11 protein-coding genes are annotated in these 24,173 nt (G+C 32.9%); 2 read left to right on the top strand and 9 right to left on the bottom strand.

Annotated elements, in window-relative coordinates; translation table 11 throughout:
• Positions 1 to 2 precede the first annotated feature (2 nt).
• From P0R33_RS20790 to P0R33_RS20775, 4 genes are all read right to left on the bottom strand, one after another.
• A complete protein-coding gene (locus tag P0R33_RS20790) occupies positions 3 to 1,619 on the bottom strand; it encodes a glycoside hydrolase family 32 protein (RefSeq protein ID WP_276173073.1) in 1,617 nt (538 codons plus the stop codon).
• A gap of 341 nt (positions 1,620 to 1,960) precedes the next feature.
• On the bottom strand, positions 1,961 to 3,574 hold the full coding sequence (locus P0R33_RS20785) for a glycoside hydrolase family 32 protein (protein ID WP_276173072.1): 1,614 nt from the start codon (positions 3,572 to 3,574) through the stop codon (positions 1,961 to 1,963).
• Positions 3,537 to 4,895 carry a sugar porter family MFS transporter gene (locus tag P0R33_RS20780; RefSeq protein ID WP_276173071.1) on the bottom strand — a complete coding sequence of 453 codons (1,359 nt, stop codon included), beginning with the start codon at positions 4,893 to 4,895 and terminating at the stop codon, positions 3,537 to 3,539. Before P0R33_RS20780 ends, P0R33_RS20785 begins: the two co-directional genes overlap by 38 nt.
• 228 nt (positions 4,896 to 5,123) lie before the next feature.
• On the bottom strand, positions 5,124 to 7,862 hold the full coding sequence (locus P0R33_RS20775) for a substrate-binding domain-containing protein (RefSeq protein WP_276173070.1): 2,739 nt from the start codon (positions 7,860 to 7,862) through the stop codon (positions 5,124 to 5,126).
• A 275-nt stretch (positions 7,863 to 8,137) separates the two neighbouring features.
• On the opposite strand from P0R33_RS20775, the gene P0R33_RS20770 reads away from it, so the two are divergent.
• Complete coding sequence (locus P0R33_RS20770) at positions 8,138 to 9,538, top strand: alkaline phosphatase (protein ID WP_276173069.1); 1,401 nt, start codon at positions 8,138 to 8,140, stop codon at positions 9,536 to 9,538.
• Between the two features lie 219 nt (positions 9,539 to 9,757).
• Here P0R33_RS20770 and P0R33_RS20765 read toward each other — a convergent pair whose 3' ends face one another.
• The 5 genes from P0R33_RS20765 to P0R33_RS20745 form a co-directional block, all read right to left on the bottom strand.
• Complete coding sequence (locus P0R33_RS20765; RefSeq protein ID WP_276173068.1) at positions 9,758 to 11,542, bottom strand: mechanosensitive ion channel family protein; 1,785 nt, start codon at positions 11,540 to 11,542, stop codon at positions 9,758 to 9,760.
• Between the two features lie 317 nt (positions 11,543 to 11,859).
• Positions 11,860 to 13,653, bottom strand: coding sequence for an alkaline phosphatase (locus P0R33_RS20760; protein WP_276173067.1), 1,794 nt, complete (start codon positions 13,651 to 13,653; stop codon positions 11,860 to 11,862).
• Between the two features lie 267 nt (positions 13,654 to 13,920).
• On the bottom strand, positions 13,921 to 15,663 hold the full coding sequence (locus P0R33_RS20755) for a RagB/SusD family nutrient uptake outer membrane protein (RefSeq protein WP_276173066.1): 1,743 nt from the start codon (positions 15,661 to 15,663) through the stop codon (positions 13,921 to 13,923).
• A gap of 14 nt (positions 15,664 to 15,677) precedes the next feature.
• Complete coding sequence (locus P0R33_RS20750; protein ID WP_276173065.1) at positions 15,678 to 18,647, bottom strand: TonB-dependent receptor; 2,970 nt, start codon at positions 18,645 to 18,647, stop codon at positions 15,678 to 15,680.
• A gap of 176 nt (positions 18,648 to 18,823) precedes the next feature.
• Entirely contained in the window at positions 18,824 to 22,522 is a 3,699-nt protein-coding gene (locus tag P0R33_RS20745; protein WP_276173064.1) for a two-component regulator propeller domain-containing protein, read from the bottom strand.
• A 441-nt stretch (positions 22,523 to 22,963) separates the two neighbouring features.
• Here P0R33_RS20745 and P0R33_RS20740 point away from each other — a divergent pair, with 441 nt between their 5' ends.
• Positions 22,964 to 24,151, top strand: coding sequence for a HAMP domain-containing sensor histidine kinase (locus P0R33_RS20740; RefSeq protein ID WP_276173063.1), 1,188 nt, complete (start codon positions 22,964 to 22,966; stop codon positions 24,149 to 24,151).
• The last annotated feature ends 22 nt before the right edge of the window (positions 24,152 to 24,173 follow it).

The following is a 24,173-nucleotide window of genomic DNA, read 5'->3' as shown; positions in this document are numbered from 1 at the left end:
AATTACTGGTTTTGGTTTATATTTAATTGGTTAATTACGAGGTTAGAAATTTCAAATCCTTGGCCTGAAGAAGCTGAAATAGAGTTAAATGGCTGGTTTAGGAAAAAGATTTCGGTCATTACTTTTTCGCCATTGTTGTAAAATATTTCTATTGAAGTTTTATCGAGAACAATTTTAAAATTTGCCTCTTTCTGATTTTTGTCCAATTTTGCTTTATGAACTATCGAAGCAAATTTGTCTGAAAAGTCAATTTTTCCAGCTTTTGTTCGATCAACAAATAAGTAGTTTTCTGTATTATTCAATCCGAAAGTTAGAGACTCTCCAATTGCATTTGAAAGTGTAAAAGTGTAGTTATCTTGTTTTAAATTCTTTAAATCGAAACTGATAACTGCTTGTCTTAAATCTATTTTTCCAGATTCAAAAAGAGCTGTTTTACTTTTTACTTTCAGGCTTTTTTTCTCAATAGATTTAGAAACATATTTTTCTAATTCTTTAACTGGATTACTAATCAGGCTATATTCATTTCCTTTTTTAATTAATTGCATTTCACGCGGCGTTGTCATACTGCTTCTCCATGCGTTTGTTGGCACACTTCCGCCATAATCTAAACTTACCATCCAGCCAATAAACAATCGTCTTCCGTCTGAAGTTGGAATATTATTCCACGTTACACCCGCATAATTATCTTTTCCGTAATCAATCCAAACGGCTTTTTCTCTTTTAATTCTTTGTTCAAAATTGGCATCAACAATAAAATTCGTTCCATCAAAATCACCAACAAAATATTGCGTTCCAGAACCTCCGTTTGCTGCTCCTTGCCCTAAACTTTGCAATAAAACCCATTTCTTTTCATTAGTTCCTTCAACTTTTATTTGAAAGAAATCTGGGCATTCCCACACGCTTTCGTGCGCGCCTAAATCTTTGCCGAAATCCGATAAAAATTTCCAGTTTTTTAAATCTTTAGAACCATAAAAATGATCTCTATCTGAAGCTGCCACAACCATTATCCATTGCTTATGAACTTCATCCCAAGAAACTTTCGGATCGCGAAAATCTCGAATTCCAGGATTTTTTACGACTGGATTTCCTTCATCAAATTTTTTATACGTAAATCCGCCATCAGTAGAATACGCAATGTCTTGCTGCTCTGTATCAAGCTTTCCATCTTTGCCTTTTTCCATATCATGCAAAGTGTAAATGGCCACAATTGGCGCTTTTCCATCTTTTCCAAAACCAGAAGTGTTTTGCGTGTCGACAACGGCGCTTCCAGAAAAAATATATTTTTCTTTATCTGGAAAAATGGCAATTGGCTGTTCTTTCCAAACAATCATATCTTTGCTAATCGCGTGTCCCCAATGCATTGGCCCCCAAACATTTTTTTCTGGATAATGCTGAAAGTACAAATGGTAATAACCATCGGCATAAAACATTCCGTTGGGGTCATTCATCCAGCCTTTTTTGGGCGTAAAATGAAAATTAGGACGGTACATTTCTGCTTCTGAAATAGTTGTAGAGGCGACTGATTTAGTTTGCGCCCTTACAGCAGAAAATTCGAAACTTGCTACAAAAAACAATGCAGTAGTATAAAGAGCAAGCGACTGTAATTGAGTTACTTTCATTTGATTTTTTATTGGTTGATAATTAGAAGTTGTTGTAAAAATTATATTCTTTTTTACTTTTCAGAAAAGAGCATAAAAGGTCGGAAAGCATTACACTTTCAAGTGGTTATTGCGACTTGTTTATGATTTTCTAACGAAAAGAAATTAATTTAATCCTGTGGGTGTAATATTTGAACACATAGAAACATAGATCTATTTTTACATCTTTTAAAAAGATTCTAAAAAGAAACTAGTTTCTAACACATAGCTATGTTTGTTAATGCAAGTGAAACGCCTTTTTAATACTTGAAAACTATGTTTCTATGTGTTTAAAATTCACCCAATTAATTTAGATGTTTGTTTTAATTCCTTTTCAAAACATCTAATTTTTGAATTACTAAATTATTTAATTCGATTTTTTCTTTAGAAGAAACTGAAAGCGATGTAAATGGTTTTTCTAAGAAAAAGATTTCCGTCATTACTTTTTCGCCATTATTATAGAATATTTCAATTGAAGTTTTATCTAAAATAATTTTGAAAGTGGCTTCTCTTTGATTTCCGTTTAAAAAAGCTTTACTAATGGTTGCGGCAAATTTATCTGAGAAATCATTTTTTCCTGCTTTTGAACGATCAACGAATAAGTAATTTTCTTTGTTGTTTAAACCAAATTTTAAAGATTCTCCATCTGAATTGGAAAGCTCAAACGTATAATTTTCGGTTTTTAAATTTTTCAACTCTAAACTTACAATGGCTTGCGTTAAATCTGCTTTTCCATTTTCGACTAAAGTATAATTCTCTTTCCCTTTTAAAGTTTTTGTTCGGATAGTTTCCGTAATATAATAATCAAGTTCTTTTACTGGATTGCTAACCAAATTGTAATAAGTTCCTTTTTTAACTAATTTCAATTCGCGGGCAATTGTCGTACTGCTTCGCCAACTTGTTGTTGGAACTTGCTGTGCGTATTCCCAATTTGACATCCAACCGATAAACAATCTTCTTCCGTCTGCACTTGGAACATTATTCCACGTAACTCCAGCATAATTATCTTTTCCATAATCTGCCCAAACTGCTTTTTCATTTTCTAGTCTTTTAGCAAAATCAGGATCAAGTTTGAATGTTTTTCCGTCAAAATCTCCCACAAAATATTGCACTCCAGAACCTCCGTTTGGTCCGCCCGGATTTAAGTTTTGAATTAAAACCCATTTGGTTTCTTTAGTTCCTTCCACTTTGATTGGAAAGAAATCCGGACATTCCCAAACACCGCCGTGTGCTCCTATCTCTTTTCCAAATTCAGATAAAAATTCCCAGTTTTTTAGATTAGATGATTTGTAAAACTGCGCTCGGTCCTGCGCTGCCAAAACCATAATCCACTGTTTGTGTGTTTCATCCCAAGTTACTTTTGGATCACGAAAATCTCTAATTCCTGGATTTTTTACGACAGGATTTCCTTCCTCAAATTTCTGCCATGTAAAACCGTTATCGTTAGAATAAGCAATATCTTGTTGCTCGACATCTATTTTGCCTTCTTTTTCCTTTGTCATATCGTGCAAAGTATAAATTGCGATAATTGGTGCATTGTTACCAATTTTTAAACCCGATGTATTATTGACATCTACAACAGCACTTCCAGAAAAAATATATTTGTCTTTATCCGGATAAATGGCAATTGGCTGTTCATCCCATTTAATCAAATCTCTACTTGTTGCGTGTCCCCAATGCATTGGTCCCCAAACACTTTTATCTGGATAATATTGATAAAACAAATGATAATATCCGTTGGCGTAAAACATTCCGTTCGGATCATTCATCCATCCTTTTTTTGGTGTAAAATGAAAATTAGGACGGTACATTTTTTCTTCATTTGCATTTGATGGCAAAACCTTGGTTTGTGCCGAAGCTGAAAATGTTGTGCAGCCAGCAATCGACAATACTAAAGCACTATAAAGAGCGAGCGGCAGCTGTTTCGTTGATTTCATTTTTTTTGATATTTTTTTTAGTTAATGTTTCACTTAAAACTTCCAAAGAAATTCCTTTTGTTTCTGGCATTAGAAAAATTACGAATAATAATTGCAAAACCATCATCAAAGTAAAAATCAGGAATACGACTTCTGGACCAATTTCCGAAAATAACATCGGAATTAAGGACGGAATAATCGCCGCCAAAACCCAATGCACCGAGCTTCCAAATGCTTGTCCTGAAGCGCGAATATGATTCGGGAAAATTTCTGAAATGAAAACCCAAATTACAGCTCCCTGACCAATGGCATGAGAAGCAATGAACAAGAAAAGGAAAATAGGAACCGATAATCCGCCCCAATTGTAATAAAAAGCAGCCGAAACTAAACCTAACGAAATAATATATCCAATTGAACCAATGTACATTAACAACTTCCTTCCTAATTTGTCAATTAATGTTACACCGATTAAAGTGAAAATAAGATTTGTAACTCCAATTCCGATACTGCTCAATAAAGCGGTATTTTGTCCTAAACCTGCTTCTTCAAAAATTCTTGGCGCATAATAAAGAAACGCATTAATTCCTGAAAACTGATTGAAAAAAGCAATTAAAAAAGCTAAGATTAAAGGAAAACGGTATTTTTTCATGAAGATATTTTCATGTTTAACCACACCGTTTTCGCGAGAATCGTCCATAAGATCTTCGATATTTGCTGAAGGATCGATTTTGTATAAAACTTTACGAGCTTCTTCGTCTCGGTTTTTAGATAATAGCCATCTCGGACTTTCTGGTATGCTTAGAATAAAAAGTATGTAAATAAAAGACGGAATTGCCTGAACGCCAACCATCCATCTCCAAGCGTTTTCTCCGATATCTTTTAAAAAGTAGTTTGAAATAAAGGCAATTAAAATTCCTAAAACAATATTAAACTGGTATAAAGCCACTAACCTTCCGCGTTTATCAGCAGGAGCAATTTCTGAAACATAAGCGGGAGCCGCAATCGTAGAAGCACCAACTCCTAAACCTCCAATAAATCTAAAAGCAGCAAATACAAAAGGATCATTTGCAAAAGCAGCTCCAATTGCAGAAACAAAATATAAGATACCAATCCAGAATAAGGTCTTTTTACGTCCTATTTTATTGGTTGGAATTCCTCCAAAAATAGCCCCAACAACAGTTCCCCATAATGCCATTGCCATTACGACTGAACCATGAAAAGCATCTGAAGAATGCCAAAGAAGCTGCAATTGTTTATCAGCTCCAGAAATTACTACGGTATCAAAACCGAAAAGAAAACCTGCCAGTGCAGCAGTAATAGACCAAATCAATATCTTATTCATTGTACATGTATTAAAACTTGTTGCTAAGATATCTGCAAAAAAAACAACTTATTTTTAATGATGTTACAATTTATTTCTATAAATATTGATACATTAATATTTCAAACTCAAAACCTTTGTTTACAAGGTTTTACATAACATTAAAAATATTTACGAAAACCTTGTAGTTTCAATTTTGTTACATAAGTTTCAAAAATGTTACCTAAAAAGAAGCCGTTTTAAAAGTCTCTAAAGCGATGCTTTGTATTCTTTTGGAGAAACTCCGAATTTATTCTTAAAAGCTGTCGAAAAATAGTTTGGAGTTGAGAACCCAAGCGAGTACGCAATCTCTGAAATATTCATTTCATTTGACTTTAAAAGTTCTGCTGCTTTTTCTAATTTGACGTTATTAATATGATCGCTGATATTAATTCCGATAATGGCTTTAACTTTTCTGTATAATTGTACTCTAGAAACCCCTAATTTCTCTGCTAATTCTTCAACAGAAAACTTCGGATTTTCGACATTATTCATAATAACGCTATTCATCTTGGTAATAAAAGTCTGTTCTTGATTTCCGAATTTAGATTCTGGTTCTACGCGATAAATATTGTTGGTGTAATAATAACGTAGTTTTTCGCGATTAAATAATAAACTTAAAATAGATTGTTTTAAAATCGAAAGACTGAAAGGTTTTGTTAAATATTGATCTACACCACTTTGCAATCCCTTCAAAACAGATTCTTTATTGCTTTGAGCTGTTAAAATAATAATCGGAATGTGCGAAGAACGAAGGTCTTTTTTAAGTTCTTTGGTAATTTCGTAACCGTCTTTATCTACGAGATTGATGTCGCAAATAATAATATCCGGAATAATTTCTAATGCTTTTTCTACGGCATCACTTCCATCTGAAATATTGACAATGTATTCGTTAGATAATTTTGCTTTTAAAAATGTGACTAAATCAATATTGTCTTCTATAATTAAAAGCGAATGTTTTTCTGAATCTGAAATTGCATTTAAGTCTTTCAATTCAGATTCCAGATCTAAATTATCGGTTATTAAACTCGGAATATTATTTTGATTTTCAACTTTTTGAATAATTTCTTCAGGCTTAAGATGTTCTTTTCCTTTCCATAAAGTAATCACAAATTCGCTTCCTTGTTTCGATTTTAATTCGATATTACCTTTATGCAAAAGCACAAATTCTTTCGATAAATGCAAACCAATTCCAGAACTGTTTTTATTATTGTTTGAAGCTCTAAAAAACGGATTAAAAACATTAGATTGTTCATTTTCAGGAATTCCGATTCCAGAATCTTTAAAGTGAATTTTAACCGAATTGTCTGGAGATTCAACAATCGAAATGGTAATTTTACCATTGTCTGGCGTAAATTTAAAAGCGTTGGATAACAGATTGAAATACACTTTATCCATTAATCCGCTGTCTATAAAAAGTTCCAGATTTTTATTTTTGCCAACTAATTGAAAATCGATATTTCTTCGGATTGCTTCTCCTTTAAAATTAGCCATAACTTCATTCGTGAAATCGTATATCTTTACATTTGAAGCTCTTAAAGTAAATTTCTGCTCTTCAATTTTTCTAAAATCTAATAATTGATTTATAAGTCTCAATAAACGATTCGAGTTTTTATGAATTAGTTTAACCTCATCAATCAGAGCAGTTCCTTTTATTTTATCATTTTCAATTAGAGATTCCACATAACTCATAATCAAAGTTATAGGCGTTTTAAATTCATGCGAAAGTCCCGTAAAAAAACTCAGCTTTGCTTCATTGCTTTTGGATGCAATTGCTGCCATTTCTTGAATTTCGCTGTTTTGATCAATAACCGTTTGATTAATTCTTTCTAATTGTTTTTTCTTTCGAGAAATCGAAATCGTAGAATAAATACTGTAAATCGTTAAACTTAAAATAATTACCAAAAAGAAACTCAGCAAACGAACTAAGTTATTCTGAGAAGCATATTCTTTTTCTTGCACTTTTATAGCGCCTTGCTGCGATTCAATTACCAATTGCTGCTGATCGACTTTATCCATTTGGTTTTCGATAATTTCAGCATTATTATTATCTATAACAATGGTATTCAGAATGTTATTTTTAGAAACAGATTCTTTATTGTAAATTTTCAATGCTAATTTTAATGCTTCATTTCCTCCTGTCGGATACAAAATCGTACCATCCAAAACACCGCTTTTTACCAATTCGATTCCGCCATTTACACTATTTAAAGCATCAACACCAATAAATTTAATTTTATTTTCAAGTCCTAAAGTTTTGGCTGTTTCCCAAGCGCTTAAAGCCATTCTATCATTGTGCGCAAAAACATATTCGATATCAGGATTTTGCTGAAGCACTGCTTTCAAAGGCGCTTTTACAGATTCTTTTTCCCAATCGCCTTGAATGGTTTTGACAATAGTAAATCGCTTATTTTCATTAATAACTTGATTAAAACCAAGTGTTCTTTCGTAAGCAGGCGAAGATCCAGCAGCGCCAGTAATTTCTATAATTTTACCAGAACCTTTGCTATGCGAAATAATATAACGCGCTCCAATTCGTCCAATTTCAATATTATCTGCGCCGAGGTATGCGGTGTAATTTTCACCCTCAATTTTTCTGTCAACAACTAAAACGGGAATTCCTGCTTTTATCGATTTTTCGACAACTGCCGTTAATGGTTTAGATTGAATGGGAGAAACAATAATAACATCAACTTTGTTAGAAATAAATCGTTCTATATCTTCTATTTGTCTATTAACATTATTGTTGGCGTCTTTAATCGTTAAATCGACTTCTGGCCTTAAAGAAGCTTCAATTTTTATGGAATTGTTCATTTGTTTTCGCCAATCGTCGGTGGTCATTGCTTGCGAAAAACCAACTTTAATTTTGTCTCCCTGTTTTTGTTTGCAAGAAACTAAACTTAATGATACTGCAAAAAACAGTACAATATATTTTATAAATTGATACATGAAGTAATGAGGTTTGGTAAATAGTATAAGTTATGAAAATAGCCTTCTGAACCAACAGCTTGTCTTTATAATTAGGAAGGAATTATATTTGGTTCGACAAACTATAAGGATATTATAAAAAGTAAAATTAAACTTTTATTTCATTTACAGAGAATTGAACTTAAATAAAAATTTAAAAACGTTCTGTTTACAAAAAATGATGTTTTATTAACGCAACAATGTTTCATTAAATGGATTTTTTGAATTAAATTGCTTGAAATTTAAATTCCCTAAAAATGAATAGACGTAGATTTCTTAAAGGCTCAACTTTATTAAGCGGACTGGCAGTAATGAGCCCTACAGTCATTTTTTCTAATGATTTGGAATCCATTTCAAAAAAAAGCAAAAAAGCCAAAAATATCATATTTCTTATTAGCGACGGGATGAGTACCGGAACTTTGCAAATGGCCAACTTATACTCGCAAAATATATTGAACAAAAATGGCAATTGGATGGATCTGTATGCTCAAAATAAAGTTTCCAGAGCGCTTATGGATACGGCTTCGGCAAGTTCGGCAGTTACCGATTCGGCGGCTGCCAGTTCATCTTTTGGAGGCGGATATCGTGTTAAAAATGGTGTTTTAAATGTTGGTCCAAACGGAGAAAAATACCTTCCGATTTGGCAGAAATTTAAAAATGCAGGTAAAAAAGCGGGCTGCGTTACAACCGTAACGATCACGCATGCAACTCCCGCGGGATTTTGCGTAAACTCGGATAGTAGAAATGCAGAAAACGAAATTGCAGAAACCTATGCACAATTAGGATTAGACGTTTTGATGGGCGGCGGAGATGAATTTTTCAATCCAGAAAAAAGAAAAGATAAAAAAGATGTTTATAAAATCTATGAAGAAAAAGGGTATCAAATTTTAAAAGATAAATCTGGACTTGAAAACTTAAAGAAAGATACTAAAACTCTTGGTGTATTTTCGACTGGAGCTTTGCCGTATTCTATTGACAGAGCTAATATTGCAGAATTACAGCATACTCCAACTCTTGCCGAAATGAGCAAAGCCGCAATTAATCAGATGAAAGATCATAAAGATGGTTTTGTTCTTTTAATTGAAGGTGGAAAAGTGGATTGGGCTGCGCATGCAAATGATATTGCGGCTTTAATTCACGATCAATTGGCATTTGACGAAGCGGTAAAAACGGCTATTGATTTTGCTGAAAATGATAAAGAAACGCTTGTTATTATTACAACAGATCACGGAAATGCAAATCCGGGACTGATTTACGGTGCAGAAGCGACACAAAAATTTAATAGCATTGCTGATTATAAATACACAAATGAATATATTCTGAATTCGATTCATAGCGATTTTAATCTACAGCAAATTAAAGATTGGATTTTTAAAACCAACAAAATAAGTTTGAGCGATCAAGAAGCGCAGCATTTACTAGATTTTTATTCTGGTTTAGAAAAATTGGAAGACGGTTTATACAATTATAAAAAACTGCCTTTTAAAGCCTATTCTGAAATACAGAAAAAGCATAATAATGTCGGATGGATCAGCATGGATCATTCTGGAGATTATGTAGAATTGGCTGCTTTTGGTCCTGGAAGCGAACTTTTAAAACCTTTCGTAAAAAACACAGATATGCATTATTTAATGCTCGAAGCGGCAATGGCAGTTTAATTTTATTCCATAAAATTAATATTAATCGATTGGGCGCAATCATTTTAAACACATAGAGACATAGTTTTTTTGAAGCTTAAAAAAAGGCGTTTCACTAATTTAAATGCACATAGTAAGCTATGTGTGGAAACTTGTTTCTTTTGATCTCTTTTTTTGACAATAAATTCTATGTTTCTATGTGTTAAATTGTATTTCTTAATTTCACTCAACAGGATAATATTAAACTATAGCATTATTTTCATCAGGATTAAAACTTCCATCATCTGGATATTTGATACTGTTCTTTAATTCTTCTACTCGTTTAGGATCAAATTTAGGAACTTGTAATTCATTGTTTTCTTTCCATTTTTTAACTGTTTCTGAAACCTCAGCCGTTTTTTCGCTTGACGGAGAAATATTTCTTGCTACATAAAGTGTCTGAGATGGATAGGCTAAAGATGTTCCGCTTTTTTCTATAATGTCCATCATTCTTAAAAGAAGATCTTCTTGAACTTCTTGCGAAATTTCAAAAGTAGAAGATTCGATATAAGCTGTAATTTCGACCTTTAAAGCATCATTTGTAATTCCCGTAAAACGCACTATCGGATTTAAATTTAGCACAGAAGGATGCGCATACAATAAAGATCGAAGTTCTACCAACAAATAACGCATTTGATCTGGAGTAGTTTCCATTCTAAAATTAAAAATCGGATTAAAGATAAAACGATCACGATGCGCAAAATTTTCTATTTTACTGGCAGACAATTGACCATTTGGAATTGTTACAATGGTTCGTGCAGAAGTACGAAGCATTGTAGAACGCATTCCGATAGATTCTACTGTTCCTTTTATGTCATCAACTCGGCAATAATCTCCCACTCGCAATGGCTGGTCTGCAATAAGACTTACACTTCCAACAAAGTTTTCTATTGTTTTTTGTGCTCCCAATGCTAATGCGATACCTCCGATTCCAAGTGCTGCAAGTCCAGCCGTAACATCTACTCCAATGATTCCGAGTATGGCAATAATTCCAATAAAAACGATGGCGACTTTTGTGGTACGACTCAAAAACAATATTGCAGAAACCGCCGAAATACGTCCACGTCTGTTCATTCTGCTGCGCGTAAACATAGTTACAAAATCGGTCAATCTCCAAAGCAGAATTAAAAATGCGACAATACTAATAGTAATAATGATAATGCTAAAACGCTGGCGAACTACGATTGAAATTCCCATTCGCTGGGTAAATGCAACAAATAAAAGAACCGTCATATACATTTGAACAGGCAATGAAAATGCTTCTATTACTGCTTCTCCTTTTTCGGTTGCCGCTTTCTTCCATATTTTTTGAAGAAGAAAAACAAGTACAAAAATTAGCAATCTTGAAAGCAAATAAGATGCAACGGTCATAATAACTACGACCAGCCAATGTCCGATTGGAACATTTCCTAATTTTTTTTGTATTAAAACATTAGGCAAAACCCTGTCTAAAAAAGTTTTTTCTCCTTTTAAATCAGCATCCATAATAGACTCGACTGTTTCTGCAGAAAAAAGCCATAAAGCTGGCTGACTGTCATCTGACTGATTTTCCACATAAAGGTGTATCGCAGTTTTATTGGTAGAAATATTTCCAACATGGTCAACTCCAGTCGCTAAATCATCATCTGTTCGGCCCGTTTCTTTATTGCTAATAATTGAAGATGGAGATAGATTTCCTCCTTGATCTAATAACTGCTGAAACGTTTTTACGATTCTGATTCTTTCTGCTGTTTTACGGTACGAACGTTTACTTAAAACCAAATACTGACTTGCACGCAAATAGTTTTGATCGCCAATTGCCTTAATAAATCCGTTGACTGTTCCTTGAGGCGTTCTTCTGCCAAGAGAATCTTCTGGAGTTTTGGCAGGTTCTTCTGCGGTAGTTTTTGCCGAGCCTAATAATTGGGCTTCTGCTGTATTTGAATTTAAGATTAAAATCAGCAACAGCAATAAAGAAGACAGCAAACGCTTAAGACCTAAAATCATGGTTTTATCTATTTTAGTAATTAAACTACTAAAAATAAGAAATCTCGAAGAGAAATAAAAGCTTCGGAGAAGCTAAATATTTATAGTGTAGAATAATATTTGCTCAATATAAAGCTCCAGCGGAGCGAAATACACACTTTGTTAAACTCCATATTTCGCTCCGCTAGAGCTCTTTTGTGCTTGATCATAGAATTTCTATAAATATTCCGCCCCGTTGGGGCTTCTTGAAAATGGATATTATTTTAAATTAGAAGCCCGTCATTACCTAAGTAAATAACGGGCTTCATAAACAGATGGGGGCTGTTTTTAAATTTGATTTATTTCAGCAATGAAAGTATTTTTGCAAACACTTCATTATTCTCGTAAACACCTTGAAAATCTTGCGAATGTGGTCCGTAAGAAAAAATAGGAACCATTGTCGCTGTGTGGTCATTTGTTATAAAATCACCTTCGATTTTACGTTTTTTCACATTTCCCTGCGGAATTGCAAATCCAGAAGTTTCATGGTCTGCGGTTACAATTACCAATGTTCCTTCGTTTTTATCTGCAAATTGTAAAGCTTGCGTAATTGCTGTATCAAAATCTATTGTTTCAGAAACGATTCCGCCAACGTTATTAACGTGTCCGAAACTATCAATTTGTGCGCCTTCTACCATTAAGAAAAAAGGCTTTTTCTTTTTGTTTAAAAACTCTAAACTGTATTTTGTTGCATCGGCTAATAATTCTCCTCTTCCTTCTAAAACCGACGGAACTCTTCCATCAGAAATAAAAACGCCAACTGTATCGCTGTTTGCTTTTTCTAGTTCTTTAATTGAGCTCAATAATTTGAATTTAGAACTTAATGCTGTATTTTTAAAAGTATTCGCTCCGCCTCCAACAAATAGGTTTAATTTGCTCTTCAACAAATCATTAGCAATTATTTCAGTACTTGATCTTTCTTCTGTGTGTGCGTAAAAAGCCGCCGGAGTTGCGCCAGTGATTTCATCTGTTGTAATTACACCAGTTGCATATTTTCTTTTTTGCAAAACCTCCATAATATTCGCAATCGGTTTTCTTAAACTATCTGTTCCGATTGCTCTATTATTTGTTTTCTGACCTGTTGCCAAAGCCGTTCCTGCAGCCGCAGAATCTGTTGTAAAATCATCTGCAGATTGTGTTTTTATAAAACCAATGCTTTTTAATTGTGTTACAGATAAAGCTCCGTTATTAGCCAAAACAGCAGAAGATATTTGCGACAAACCATTTCCATCTCCAATTAAAAGAATAACATTTTTTACAGGAGCTTCTTTCTGATCTGTCTTATAAGTCGGTTTATAGACTTTAGAAGAATTATTCGCCGTTATTAATCTTTTTGGTAAAGCTTGAATATATTGAACACAGTTATAAGGTGAATCTGTATTGATAATATCTACTCCTAATTCTAAAAAGGCTTTCCACGCGCTTTTTGTATCTGGAGCAGCCCAAAAACGAAACGGTTTATTCGTTTCTTTTGCTTTAGAAATAACAGCGCTAACTTTATTATAATCTTCATGCGTTAATCTTCCTAAACCATTCCAAACAGAATATTTTTTAAAATCTGCACTTACCATGGCAACTTTTGACCAATTTTCTTTTGAGATTGATTTACCTAATTCTTGAAAATCAAAGAAAATAAAATCTGGATATTTCACATAAGTTTCGGGATCAGGTCTATTTCCTGATACAATAATTTTAATGTTCTTGTTTTTTGTAATGGATTCGTATTTATTTAAAACAGAAACTAATTTAGTGAGCGTTGAAACTGCTTCGGTTTTAATATCAATCAATAAAAATAATTGGTGTTCTTTTTTGAAGTTCATTTTTAAAGCCGTTTCTAAAGGCTTTAAATACAAATCTTCTAGAGTTCTTGAAGCTAAAATACCTTGCGGATCATGAGAAACGTATAAATTATTATCTTTTAGAAAAATGTCTGCTTCAATAGAATTCGCACCATTTGCATAAGCATTCCAAAAAGGAATAGTTTGATTGTAATCGTTATGAGAATGTATTTTAACCTGTTCTTGAGAAAATAATCGATTTACTGCGCCAATTAAGGACAGGAAAAGACTAATGAACAAAACTGATGTTTTCATTTTGAAAAAATTAATGACTATTTGGGTAAAAAAAAAGGTAGGTTTGAGGCAAAAAAGGTGAATGATCTAAAGAAATAATTCGTTTATTCTGAACGGCAAATCAGATTTGAAAACGAAATACTTATTAGACGAACGTGAATTTTTGGAGAAAAAAATTAAAAAACAGGGGATTTTAAATGTTCTAAAACCTCCCTGTTTTTAACAACTAAGCATAAGAAAACTGCTTAAGCAATAGCAGTTTTCAAACTAACACAATAAAACAACTTACTAATATCCTTTATTCTGAACTAAATATCCTGGTGTATTAGATGCTCCGTCAATTGCAACTTGAGGAATTGGAAACAATCTTTTATTTACATCAGTATCTGATTTTTCAGTCCATTTATCTTCGAAATGGCTAAAACGAATTTGAGTATTTCTTCTTAAACCTTCCCAGTAAAACTCAAAACCATATTCTCTATACAAAATATTTAAATTGATTGCTGGAAGCGCCGCCGGAATTGGAGCACGAGCTGTTCTAGAAGTTCTAACCGTGTTCATGTCTGCCAATGCACCAGCTGTATCTCCTTTTCTTAATTTAGCTTCAGCACGCATCATGAAAATTTCAGCATATCTCAACAAAACCATATCTACGCTACTGTAGTAATTTCCGTCAGGAGAAGTGTGGCTAAATTGGTATTTAGAAACTCTATAACCAGAATAGTGCATACTTCCTTCTTTTGTAAAATCAACTTTAAGTGTCAAGTTAACGTAACCAACATTTTTATCAGGACCATTTCCTTTGATTTGTTTTACTGGATAAATTCTATATCCTGTATCACATTTATAAAATGCTCCATTTGCATCTTTTCTTGCAGCCCATGGAATACCTCTCATAATTCCTCTATCAATTTCAAACTCTTCTGCTTTTACACAGTAGTAGTGATTCTCGTCGTTTAATGGAGAAAAACCTGTAAGATCTTTCAAGTTATCTGGTACTTTTGCATTGTTTTTATAAAATCTTGAATCGGCATTTGCAGGATCTACAGAACCGTAAGCATCAACCCAAGTTTGATAAAAATCTGAAGTAATCGCAGGACCATCTGTTCCATCTGCGTTAATAGATTCAGGTCTTGGAAACATTGATCCAGGAATTGACCAATATGCCCAACGGTTGTTTTCGTCTTTTAAAACTCCACGCTGATCTAAAGCAAAAATTACTTCTTTGTTAGAATTATTGTCATCATCAAATAAGTCAAAATATTCTGGTGACAAAGTAAATTTTCCAGAGTTAATAATATTATCTGTGTATTTAATTACTTTATCCATATCTGCTGGCGTAAATGAAGGCGTTCCGTAAGGATCACGGTATACAGCCGCATTTAGGTTTAATCTTGCTAGAAGTCCCCAAACAGCAGATTGTGTCATTCTTCCTGGTCCTTTATCTTTATTAATTACATCAGCAACAGATAAAAGTTCCTCTTCTATGTAAGTAACAGCGTCTTGACCTCTAAGGATTTCAGAAGTTGCAGCCGATGATTCTTTTTTGAATACAAGTCCCCAACTATCTAATGTCATCATATTCAAGTAAGCTCTAAGCGCTTTCATTTCGTAAAGTGCTCCTTTTGCTTCTGTATTTCCATCTTCTGCAAGTGGCGTTAAAACCTCGATAGCAGATAATGTTCTTGAGATATTTTTAGTTAATTCGTTCCAAGTACTTGTAACCAAATCATTCGTTGGTGTAGTGGTGTGCGCGTGTACTGCTAAATATTTACCTCCATCATACCAATCTGTTCCTCCACGGTAAGGTAAAATACCTTCGTCACTTGCAATTAATTGTAAACCAAAATTATTTGTATGTATCCAAGTTGATTTTAATTGTCCATACGCAGGAGCAATTGCTCCGCTGATCGCGTCTGCTTGTCCGCCTCCGTTTAAGGACTCGTCCAGTACTTTTTCTTCTAAGTCTGTACAGCTCCAGTTCAAGAATAGACCTAATCCAAGAGCAGCTATAATTACTTTATTTTTCATTTTTTGTTTTTTTATTAGAATGCTACATTTAAGCCAAATACAATCGTTCTGCTTCTTGGGTAACTGAAATAGTCAATTCCAAAAGACTGAATATCGCCAACTGAAGTTCCAGTGTTAATCTCAGGATCGTAACCGCTGTATTTTGTAATTACAAATAAGTTTTGTCCAGTAATTGAAAGACGAATGTTATCCATTACATCTGTAAGTCCAATTAATTTTGGGTTTAAATTATATCCTAGAGTAGCATTGTTTAATCTTAAGAAACTTCCATCTTCTAAATATCTTGTAGAAACTGTGTTAGAGTTTGTAGAAGCTTCGTTCAAATATTGAACAGCTCTATCTGTTGTATTGAAAGAATTTGCTAAACTTCCTCTGTTGAATGAAGACATTGCCACGTGGTTGTAGATTTTGTTTCCTCCAGCACCGTTGAAATTTGCTCCGAAATCAAAATTCTTATATCTTAAATTCAAGTAAAAAGCATAGATATAATCTGGTAAAGCGCTTCCTGCCACAATACGGTCATCATCCAAAATTTGTCCGTCTCCGTTTGTATCAGCAAATTGATTTAAACCATTAGCACCGATTCCTGTAAAGTTAAGCATGTAGAAAGAACCAATTGGCTGTCCGTTAAGAACACCGTTAATAGTTGCTCCAGATTGTCCACCACCTTGTGCACCACCAGTAGTTAAGATTTTATAAGGTGAATTTTCTACTTTATTGTTTGTGAAAGAAATGTTTCCACCAATGCTGTATGAGAAATCTTTGCTTTTATCACTGCTGTAATCTAAAGCAACCTCAATACCATTGTTTTTAATTTCCATGTTTGGAATGTTTGTCCAATATTTTGATGTTGGCTGAATAGGATCTGTAGGTGCAACTTCTAATAAAATATTGTCTGAAACTTTATTAAAATAATCTAGCGTACCAGAAATTCTATTGTTGAATAAACTAAAATCTAAACCAATGTTTGCTTGCGTAGAAACTTCCCATTGAATATTCGGGTTAGCCAAACGCGTGTAGATTGAACCATAAGGATATCCGCTCAAATCTGTAGCAGAAGGGTCTAACGGATACGTATCGTTTCCTGTATTACTTTCTGTATAACTTGCTTTTGTAATTTTTGAAGGAATCTCTTGAGAACCTGTTTTTCCCCAGCTTGCTCTTAATTTAAGATTATTTACCGTTTCAGAATCTTGTAAAAAATCTTCTTTTGTAATATTCCAACCTAAAGCTACAGATGGGAAATATCCGTATCTATTGTTTTTACCAAATTTAGAAGAACCGTCAGCACGCATTGTTGCTGTTACAAGATATTTGTTATCATATCCATAGTTTAATCTTCCGAAGAAAGACTGCAATTCGTTTTCGATTGCCGATGAAGATTGTGTTGTACGCTCACTTGCTGTTTCAATCTGATTTTTTGGTTCTACACCATTATCAGGGAATCCAGATAAATTGTAGCTTTTTTGATTCAATTGAATTTTTTGATAAGATTGACCTGCTAATACCGTAAAACTGTGATTTTTAATATTGAAATTATACGTTAAAGTATTCTCGTATAAAGTATTATTATTTGTAGAAACAATATTATTTAAAGAACCTAAAGTTGTATTCGTTTCTGATGAATAAGGCAAAACTTGAATATCTCTTTCTGACATTGAATAATCAACTCCAAGGTTAAATTTATACGTTAAACCTTTAATAAATTCGTAAGATGGCGAAATGTTTGCCAAAATACGGTTGTTGTTTGTAAAATCAGAATAGATTCTTTCGCTAATCAACGGATTTAAAACATCATTACTTAAATTAGTGTTCGGCTGACCGTTTACATAAACAGCATCTGTTGGGTTCATTGTTAGCATATTTCCAACAACTCCTCTTGCATCTGGTCTAGAGTTTTCTAGTTTAGTTCCCGTCAAACTGAAAGTAATGTTAAACTTATCATCTAATGCTTTTTGGCTTAAATTTACACGTCCAGAATAACGTTTTAAATCACTATTTCTTAAAACACCTTCTTGATTATCCATACCAAGAGATGCCGAATAAGTTGATTTCTCAGTTCCTCCGCTCATCGTTAAATTAACGTTTTGAGAAACTCCAGTTCTAGTCAATTCATCTTGCCAATCTGTATTTGCTCCACCGTCTTGTAAAGTTCCGTTTACCGCAACAACTCCTCTTCTAAATTCATCTGCACTAAAAACATCAACTTTATTAGCTAACGAAGAAAAACCAGTTGTCATAGAAAGATTGATTTGAGTTCTTCCTTTTGATCCTTTTTTAGTTGTAATTACTACCACTCCATTTGCAGCTCTAGAACCGTAAATTGCAGAAGCAGATGCATCTTTAAGCACGTCAATACTTTCAATATCTTGCGGATTGATAAAGTTTAAAGGATTTGAAGCCACACCATTACCACTATTATCCAAAGCAAAACCATCTACTACATAAAGAGGTGTTGTTCCAGAACGTAAACTTCCAACTCCACGAATAATGATGTCTTGATTCGCTCCAGGCTCACCACTTGCTGCAGTAACGTTAACTCCGGCTACTTTACCTTGAATCAATTGTCCTGCATTGGTAACAACTCCTTTATTAAAATTTTCACTTTTTACAGAACCAATTGCTCCTGTTACATCCGATCTTTTTTGAGAACCGTATCCAACAACAACAACTTCATTTAATGTACTAACTTCTTCTGCTAGCGAAACGTTTAATTTTTGATTTCCAGAAAAAGGAACTTCTTTAGTTTGAAAACCCACGTACGAAAAAACTAAAACACCTTGATTGATCTGTGCTTTAATTTGAAAATTTCCGTCAAAGTCTGTAGTTACAGCTCCTTTAGGTTCTCCCTTAACATATACAGAGACCCCTGGTACGGGTATTTTTTCAACATCAGAAACCACGACTCCTGACACATTAACCTGCGCATAGGAGTATGACATACATCCGAAGGCAAGAATTAGAAATGCATAAATTTTTTTCATTTAAATTACTTTTTTTGTTTTGCCAAAAGTATTTTAACAGCTCCTCCAAAGGGAGGATTTTTGTTTTTCAAAAGAGGACTTTTATTTCAAATTAGGATAGAATTAACTCAAAAAAAGAGGAATATTGCACATTAACATTGTCCTAACTTTCTACAAATACAGGGCTAACAGAAACCTTAAACCGTGTGCTCTTTAAATTCTTTGAATTCTTTAGGAGTTTTCCCAAAATACTTCTTAAACGAGCGTCCAAAGTATTTTGGATCATTATAACCGCATTCAAAACTGATCTCTGAAATGTTTAATCGTTTTGTTTTTAATAAAACTTCTGCCTTTTGCAAGCGAAGTGACATTAATATATCTGAAGGAGATTGGTTTAAAGTTTCTTTAAATATGCGATAGCATTTTACTCTCGAAATGCCCAATTCTTCACCCAACATCTCAACATTAAAAGAAGGATTTTGAAGTTGTTCTTTTATAATTTCTAAAGCCTTTCGTAAAAGCCTTTCATTTGCAGTTACATGTTCGTTATCTTCTGTTAGAATCTCAAATATTTTCTCCTGAATTTTATGCTCTCTAAGCGGTTCAATATTTTGATTGATTAAACTGTCTATCTTTTTTCTAACGAATGATGCGCTGGCTGGAAGCTGTAAGTGAGTTTCGATACCAATTTCTAATAATTGTTCGTTCAATTCGTAATTGATATCTTCTGATATATATATCATTGGTATTCTAATATGCGAATTATCTCTATTTGATTTTAAAAAATCAATGAGCTTTTTGGAGAATTCTGTCTGATATAAAATCAATGCCGAAATATCGATTTGTTTTAATATAGAATTCAAATTGGAAACAGAACTTTCAAAAATCAAATTGAAATTTTCGCTATCTAAAACCTGACTTGCAGCGGGATTATTGTAGGAATCTCCAAAAACCAAAAGACATTTTTTATCTGAAGCAAATTGATCTGGATAATTAAAATTTTTCCATGAAATAGTTTCCTTATAATGCATATCAGGATTAACAACTTCGATCGGAATACGCAACGTAATCTGGAAATCTTCTTCAGAAAACGGAATTAATTCTCCTTCTAAATCTTGCAGCAAAACTTGCAATGCTTTATAATAAGGACTATAATGTGAGATATTATACCAATTATCTCTTAAGATAACACTATCTGAAATAGCTTTAATTTCGATGCAATCAGATTGGTAAGTTATCGAAATGTTTACTGTACTGTCCTTATCGGAATATTTGCTTAAATCATTAAAAAAGTACTGCATTGCCAATTTTAAACGCAAAATATCTACAGACGCAAAGCAATCTGAATGATCAATTTCACAATTAAAATTTACCTCATTCTGCTGCAACTCTTTCTTCAATTTTTCGACATTATTTCTAAAAACAGGAAACAGACTTGTTGCTGATTTCTTTACAGGTCCAAGATCTTTTACATGTTCGAGATAATTCCATTCTGAAATAAGCTTAACCAATTTTCCAGATTGCACAATTAAATCTCGATGTGTTTCTGTATCTTTTTTGAAGGAACTAGAAATTTTAATGATTTTAGAAATGGGTTCTTGAAACTCCGAAAGCATGAAAGTTTTAAACTTTTCAATTTCAAAATTTTCTTTTTTCAAATTACTATGAAGAATCAGCAGTTTTTCTTTTTGTTCTAGAATTTTCTTGTTCTTTTCATCCAATTCTTCATTAACCGCTTCCATTTCTTTTTTCTGATTTTCAATTACAGCTGTTCTTGCCGCAACCAATTCTTCAAGATATTTTTGCTGTGCCAGAGATGCTTTATTTTTAACGTAAACCACAACGACACACATAAGAAGAATAAAACCTGATAGAAATATGTAAAACAAAATCGATTCGTAAAATGCTTTTCCAATTTGAAGAGAGAAAAAAACAGGTTCAGGTTTCCTGTCTTTTCCTTGTTTAATAAAAAAATTATACTCGCCAGAAGATAAATTCGAATATTCTATTTTATTATTGGCAGGCAAAAGAATCCATTTTTCATCTCTTCCTTCTAATTTGTAATAAATAGCTGCTTTGTTATTTCGAGGAAAAAGAATCGGAATTACTTCAATTTGTAATTTATTGCCACTGAAGCTTTTTTCAATCGATGCTTGAGCATTATCAACGCCATCAATTTTCAGTTTTATTTTTGCTTTCGGACTAATATTATGGATCGTTGCTGGATTAAAATAATTTAAACCTTCAACACCTCCAAAAAACAAATTTCCTCTAGAATCGTGATAATAAGCACCTTCTGAAAATTCTGGCGCCTGCCAACCGTAATCCGGATTATAAGACGTGACCGTATAATGTTTTTTATCAATAGAAGCGATTCCTTTTGTGGTGCTAATCCAAACTTTATTTCCTGTATCAATCAATCCGTAAACCATATGACTTGGCAATCCTTCTGCTTCCGTAATATTTTTAACAATACCGTTTTTTTTATTAAAAACAGTTACGCCACCCAGAGAAGCAATCCAATAATTATCTGATTCATTATCAACAAAAACAGAATAAATGCTGTTGCCCAAAATTCCATCTTTAGTACTAATTCTTTTTAGAGTAGTTGTCTGCAAATTGAAAATAATTACACCACTATTTTCGGTCGAAAGTATTAGATTTTGATTGTCTTTTTTGACGTTTCTAATATGATATTTACTCAATAATTCTTGACCTCTGAATTTTTCAAATTTTCCAGTTTCCAAATTAAACTTAGCCAGACCGCCCCAGCATCCTAGCCATAATTGCTTATTTTGGTCCTCAATTATAGAATAACATCTGTTTATAGAAACACCTTCGCTGTTTGCTGTTTCATAACTAGTGTAACTATTACCAGAAATTCTTAAAATACCTTTGTAAGTTCCTGCCCAAATATTTCCGTCGCTAGAAGTAAATAAACTTCTCACGCGTTCCCAATCAGAATGTGAAATGGCTTTGTCTATTTTAAATTTCTCAAATTTTTGACTTTTATTGTTGTAGCTGTAAAGTCCTCTTGTGTAATATCCTAGCCAGATTTTTCCGTTTTTATCTTTTGTAATGGCTCTAATTGTTTCATCTGGAAGATTCGGTTCTTTTAAAGGATGCGGCACTATTGCATTTATTTTTTCAGAACCTGCAAATGCCATACTCAAACCGCCGTCTTTTTGCCCTAACCAAACATTTCCGAAATCGTCAAGATGAAGTGCTTCTATTTCATTATTTTTAAAAGAATACGGCGCATACAAATCGGCTGTCAGATGTTCAATTTTATTTTCATTTGTAATAATGTACAATCCGTTTTCACGAGTCGCAAACCAGATATTACCAGATTTATCTTTTAAAACATCGTTGATTTTGAGCTGCGGATTTTTTCGAAGCAAGCTATTTTTTAAATTAGTGAAATCTGATTTTCTAACATTATTTGCACTTGTTTCTACAAAAGATTTGTTCCTGTATTCATAATAATCTTTTTCTGTTTCGACTACAATATTTCCCTTTTGAGATAAGTATATATTTTTCGGAGTTGTTTTAAACTTAAACTCTTCAAATTCTTCATTACCAACGTAACAGTTTATATTACCTTCTTTTGTCATAATCCAGATTTTTCCAGATTTGTCTTTTTTCAATTTTGTAATATAATTGCTGGAAATGGTTTTAGGACGATTGAGATTATTTTTAAAAATCTTAAAATTATAACCGTCAAAATAATTCAGTCCGTCCCAAGTTGCAATCCATAAACCGCCGTCTTTGTCACTTTCTATATCGACTACAGAATTATTGGATAATCCTTGATTGGTAGTAAAATTTTCGAATTTTATTTGTTGTCCAAATGAATACAGTGTAAAAAGAAAAAATAATTGTAGTGCCCTAGCCATTGCGTGTAATTTAACTCGCAAGTATACAATCGCAAGGTAACTTAAACATAAATTGTATGTTAAGTTAAAAAGTGATTCAAAAGCAATCTCAGTGACTCAGAAAGCTATTTCAACAAAAAACTAACAATTTTTTGAAATTTTAAAATTTATTAAACAAAACAAAACACATCATAATCTTATCTTAATACGTGTAATACTCTCATTTATTGGGTTATTTCGTATATTTGCGAACTTGATTAAAAAAAGCAAAAGCCAATAATGTTCCAACTTTTTCCTGTAGACCCCAAAACCATTTTTCTACTTTATTTTTGGGGAAATTTTTTTACTTGTATTTTAATTTTTAGTTACTCGTTTTCTTACGCTACAAGCGATAATAAAAAAATATTAAAACTATTCGGTCTAGGCAAATTAATACTTACTATAGCTTGGATTTTAGCGCTTTTGCGAAATATAATCGACGATTTTACTTCTATCAACATTGCCAACTCGATGATTCTTGCAGCTTGCTGTTTTGAATCAATTGCCATGTTAGCACTGATCAAAACAAAAGCAAAGCGTTATTTCAGGCTTCAAATAGCAATTACCACTCTTACCATTATCGTTTTTAATATCGGTACTTTTCTAGAAGCTACGATGAATACGCGTGTTGTAATTGCAGGTATAGGAGTTTTTGCTATTTACTTAATGCCCACCATACTTTATTTTACAGAAAAGAAAAAAAGCTTTTTTAAGACATTTTATGTTCTTTGCTATGGCGGATTTGAAGTTTTAATTCTAATAAGAACTATCTACAGATATTACTATCCTGAGGACAAAGTCATTTCTTACGGAACTTTAGACAGTTTATATAGTATTTGTTTATTTCTGCTGTCTCTTATCGGAATTGTTGGTTTTTTGTTGTTAGTGAAAGAAAAACAAGATCATAAGATTCAGAAACTTCTAGACGATAAAAATCAGTTTTTCTCCATTATTTCTCATGATTTAAGAGGTCCATTAGGATCATCTGTTTCGCTGTCTGAACTTTTTCTAGAAAATATTGAAGATTACAGCCGTGAAGAAATCAGAGAAATTTCAGAAATGCAGCACGAATCCAATAAAAATATTTATAAACTTTTGGAAAATCTGTTAGAATGGTCGCGCGTACAAACGGGAATGATTACTTTTTGTCCAAAAAATGTTTCTTTAAATACCTTGATAAAAGAAAATATCGAACTAAACAAAAATGCGGCCTTAAACAAAAATATAAATCTTGTTTTCGAATCAACAGATTTAATTGAAGCTGAAGTCGATAAAAATATGGTGGGAACTATTTTGCGAAATTTACTAAGTAATGCAATTAAGTTTACTGAGAAAAATGGCGAAATTAAAATCAAACTTTCTCAAAATGAGCATCAAGCAAAAATTTCTATTACAGATAACGGAATTGGAGTTCCAGATTCTATAAAAGAAAATCTATTTAGAATTAATGAAAAAGTAACGCAAAAAGGAACTGAAAACGAAACCGGAAGCGGATTAGGATTATTGCTTTGCAGCGAATTCATCAAAATACATAACGGTAAAATTTGGGTAGAAAGTGAAGCTGGAGAAGGAAGTACTTTTAAATTTACTTTGCCATTGCAAAAAATCTAAAAAAGTAAATTCCAAATCCTAA

It is taken from the genome of Flavobacterium sp. YJ01, assembly GCF_029320955.1.
GTDB lineage: Bacteria > Bacteroidota > Bacteroidia > Flavobacteriales > Flavobacteriaceae > Flavobacterium.
Note: the sequence above shows the minus strand (reverse complement) of the source record. Positions and strands in the feature narration are given on the sequence as shown.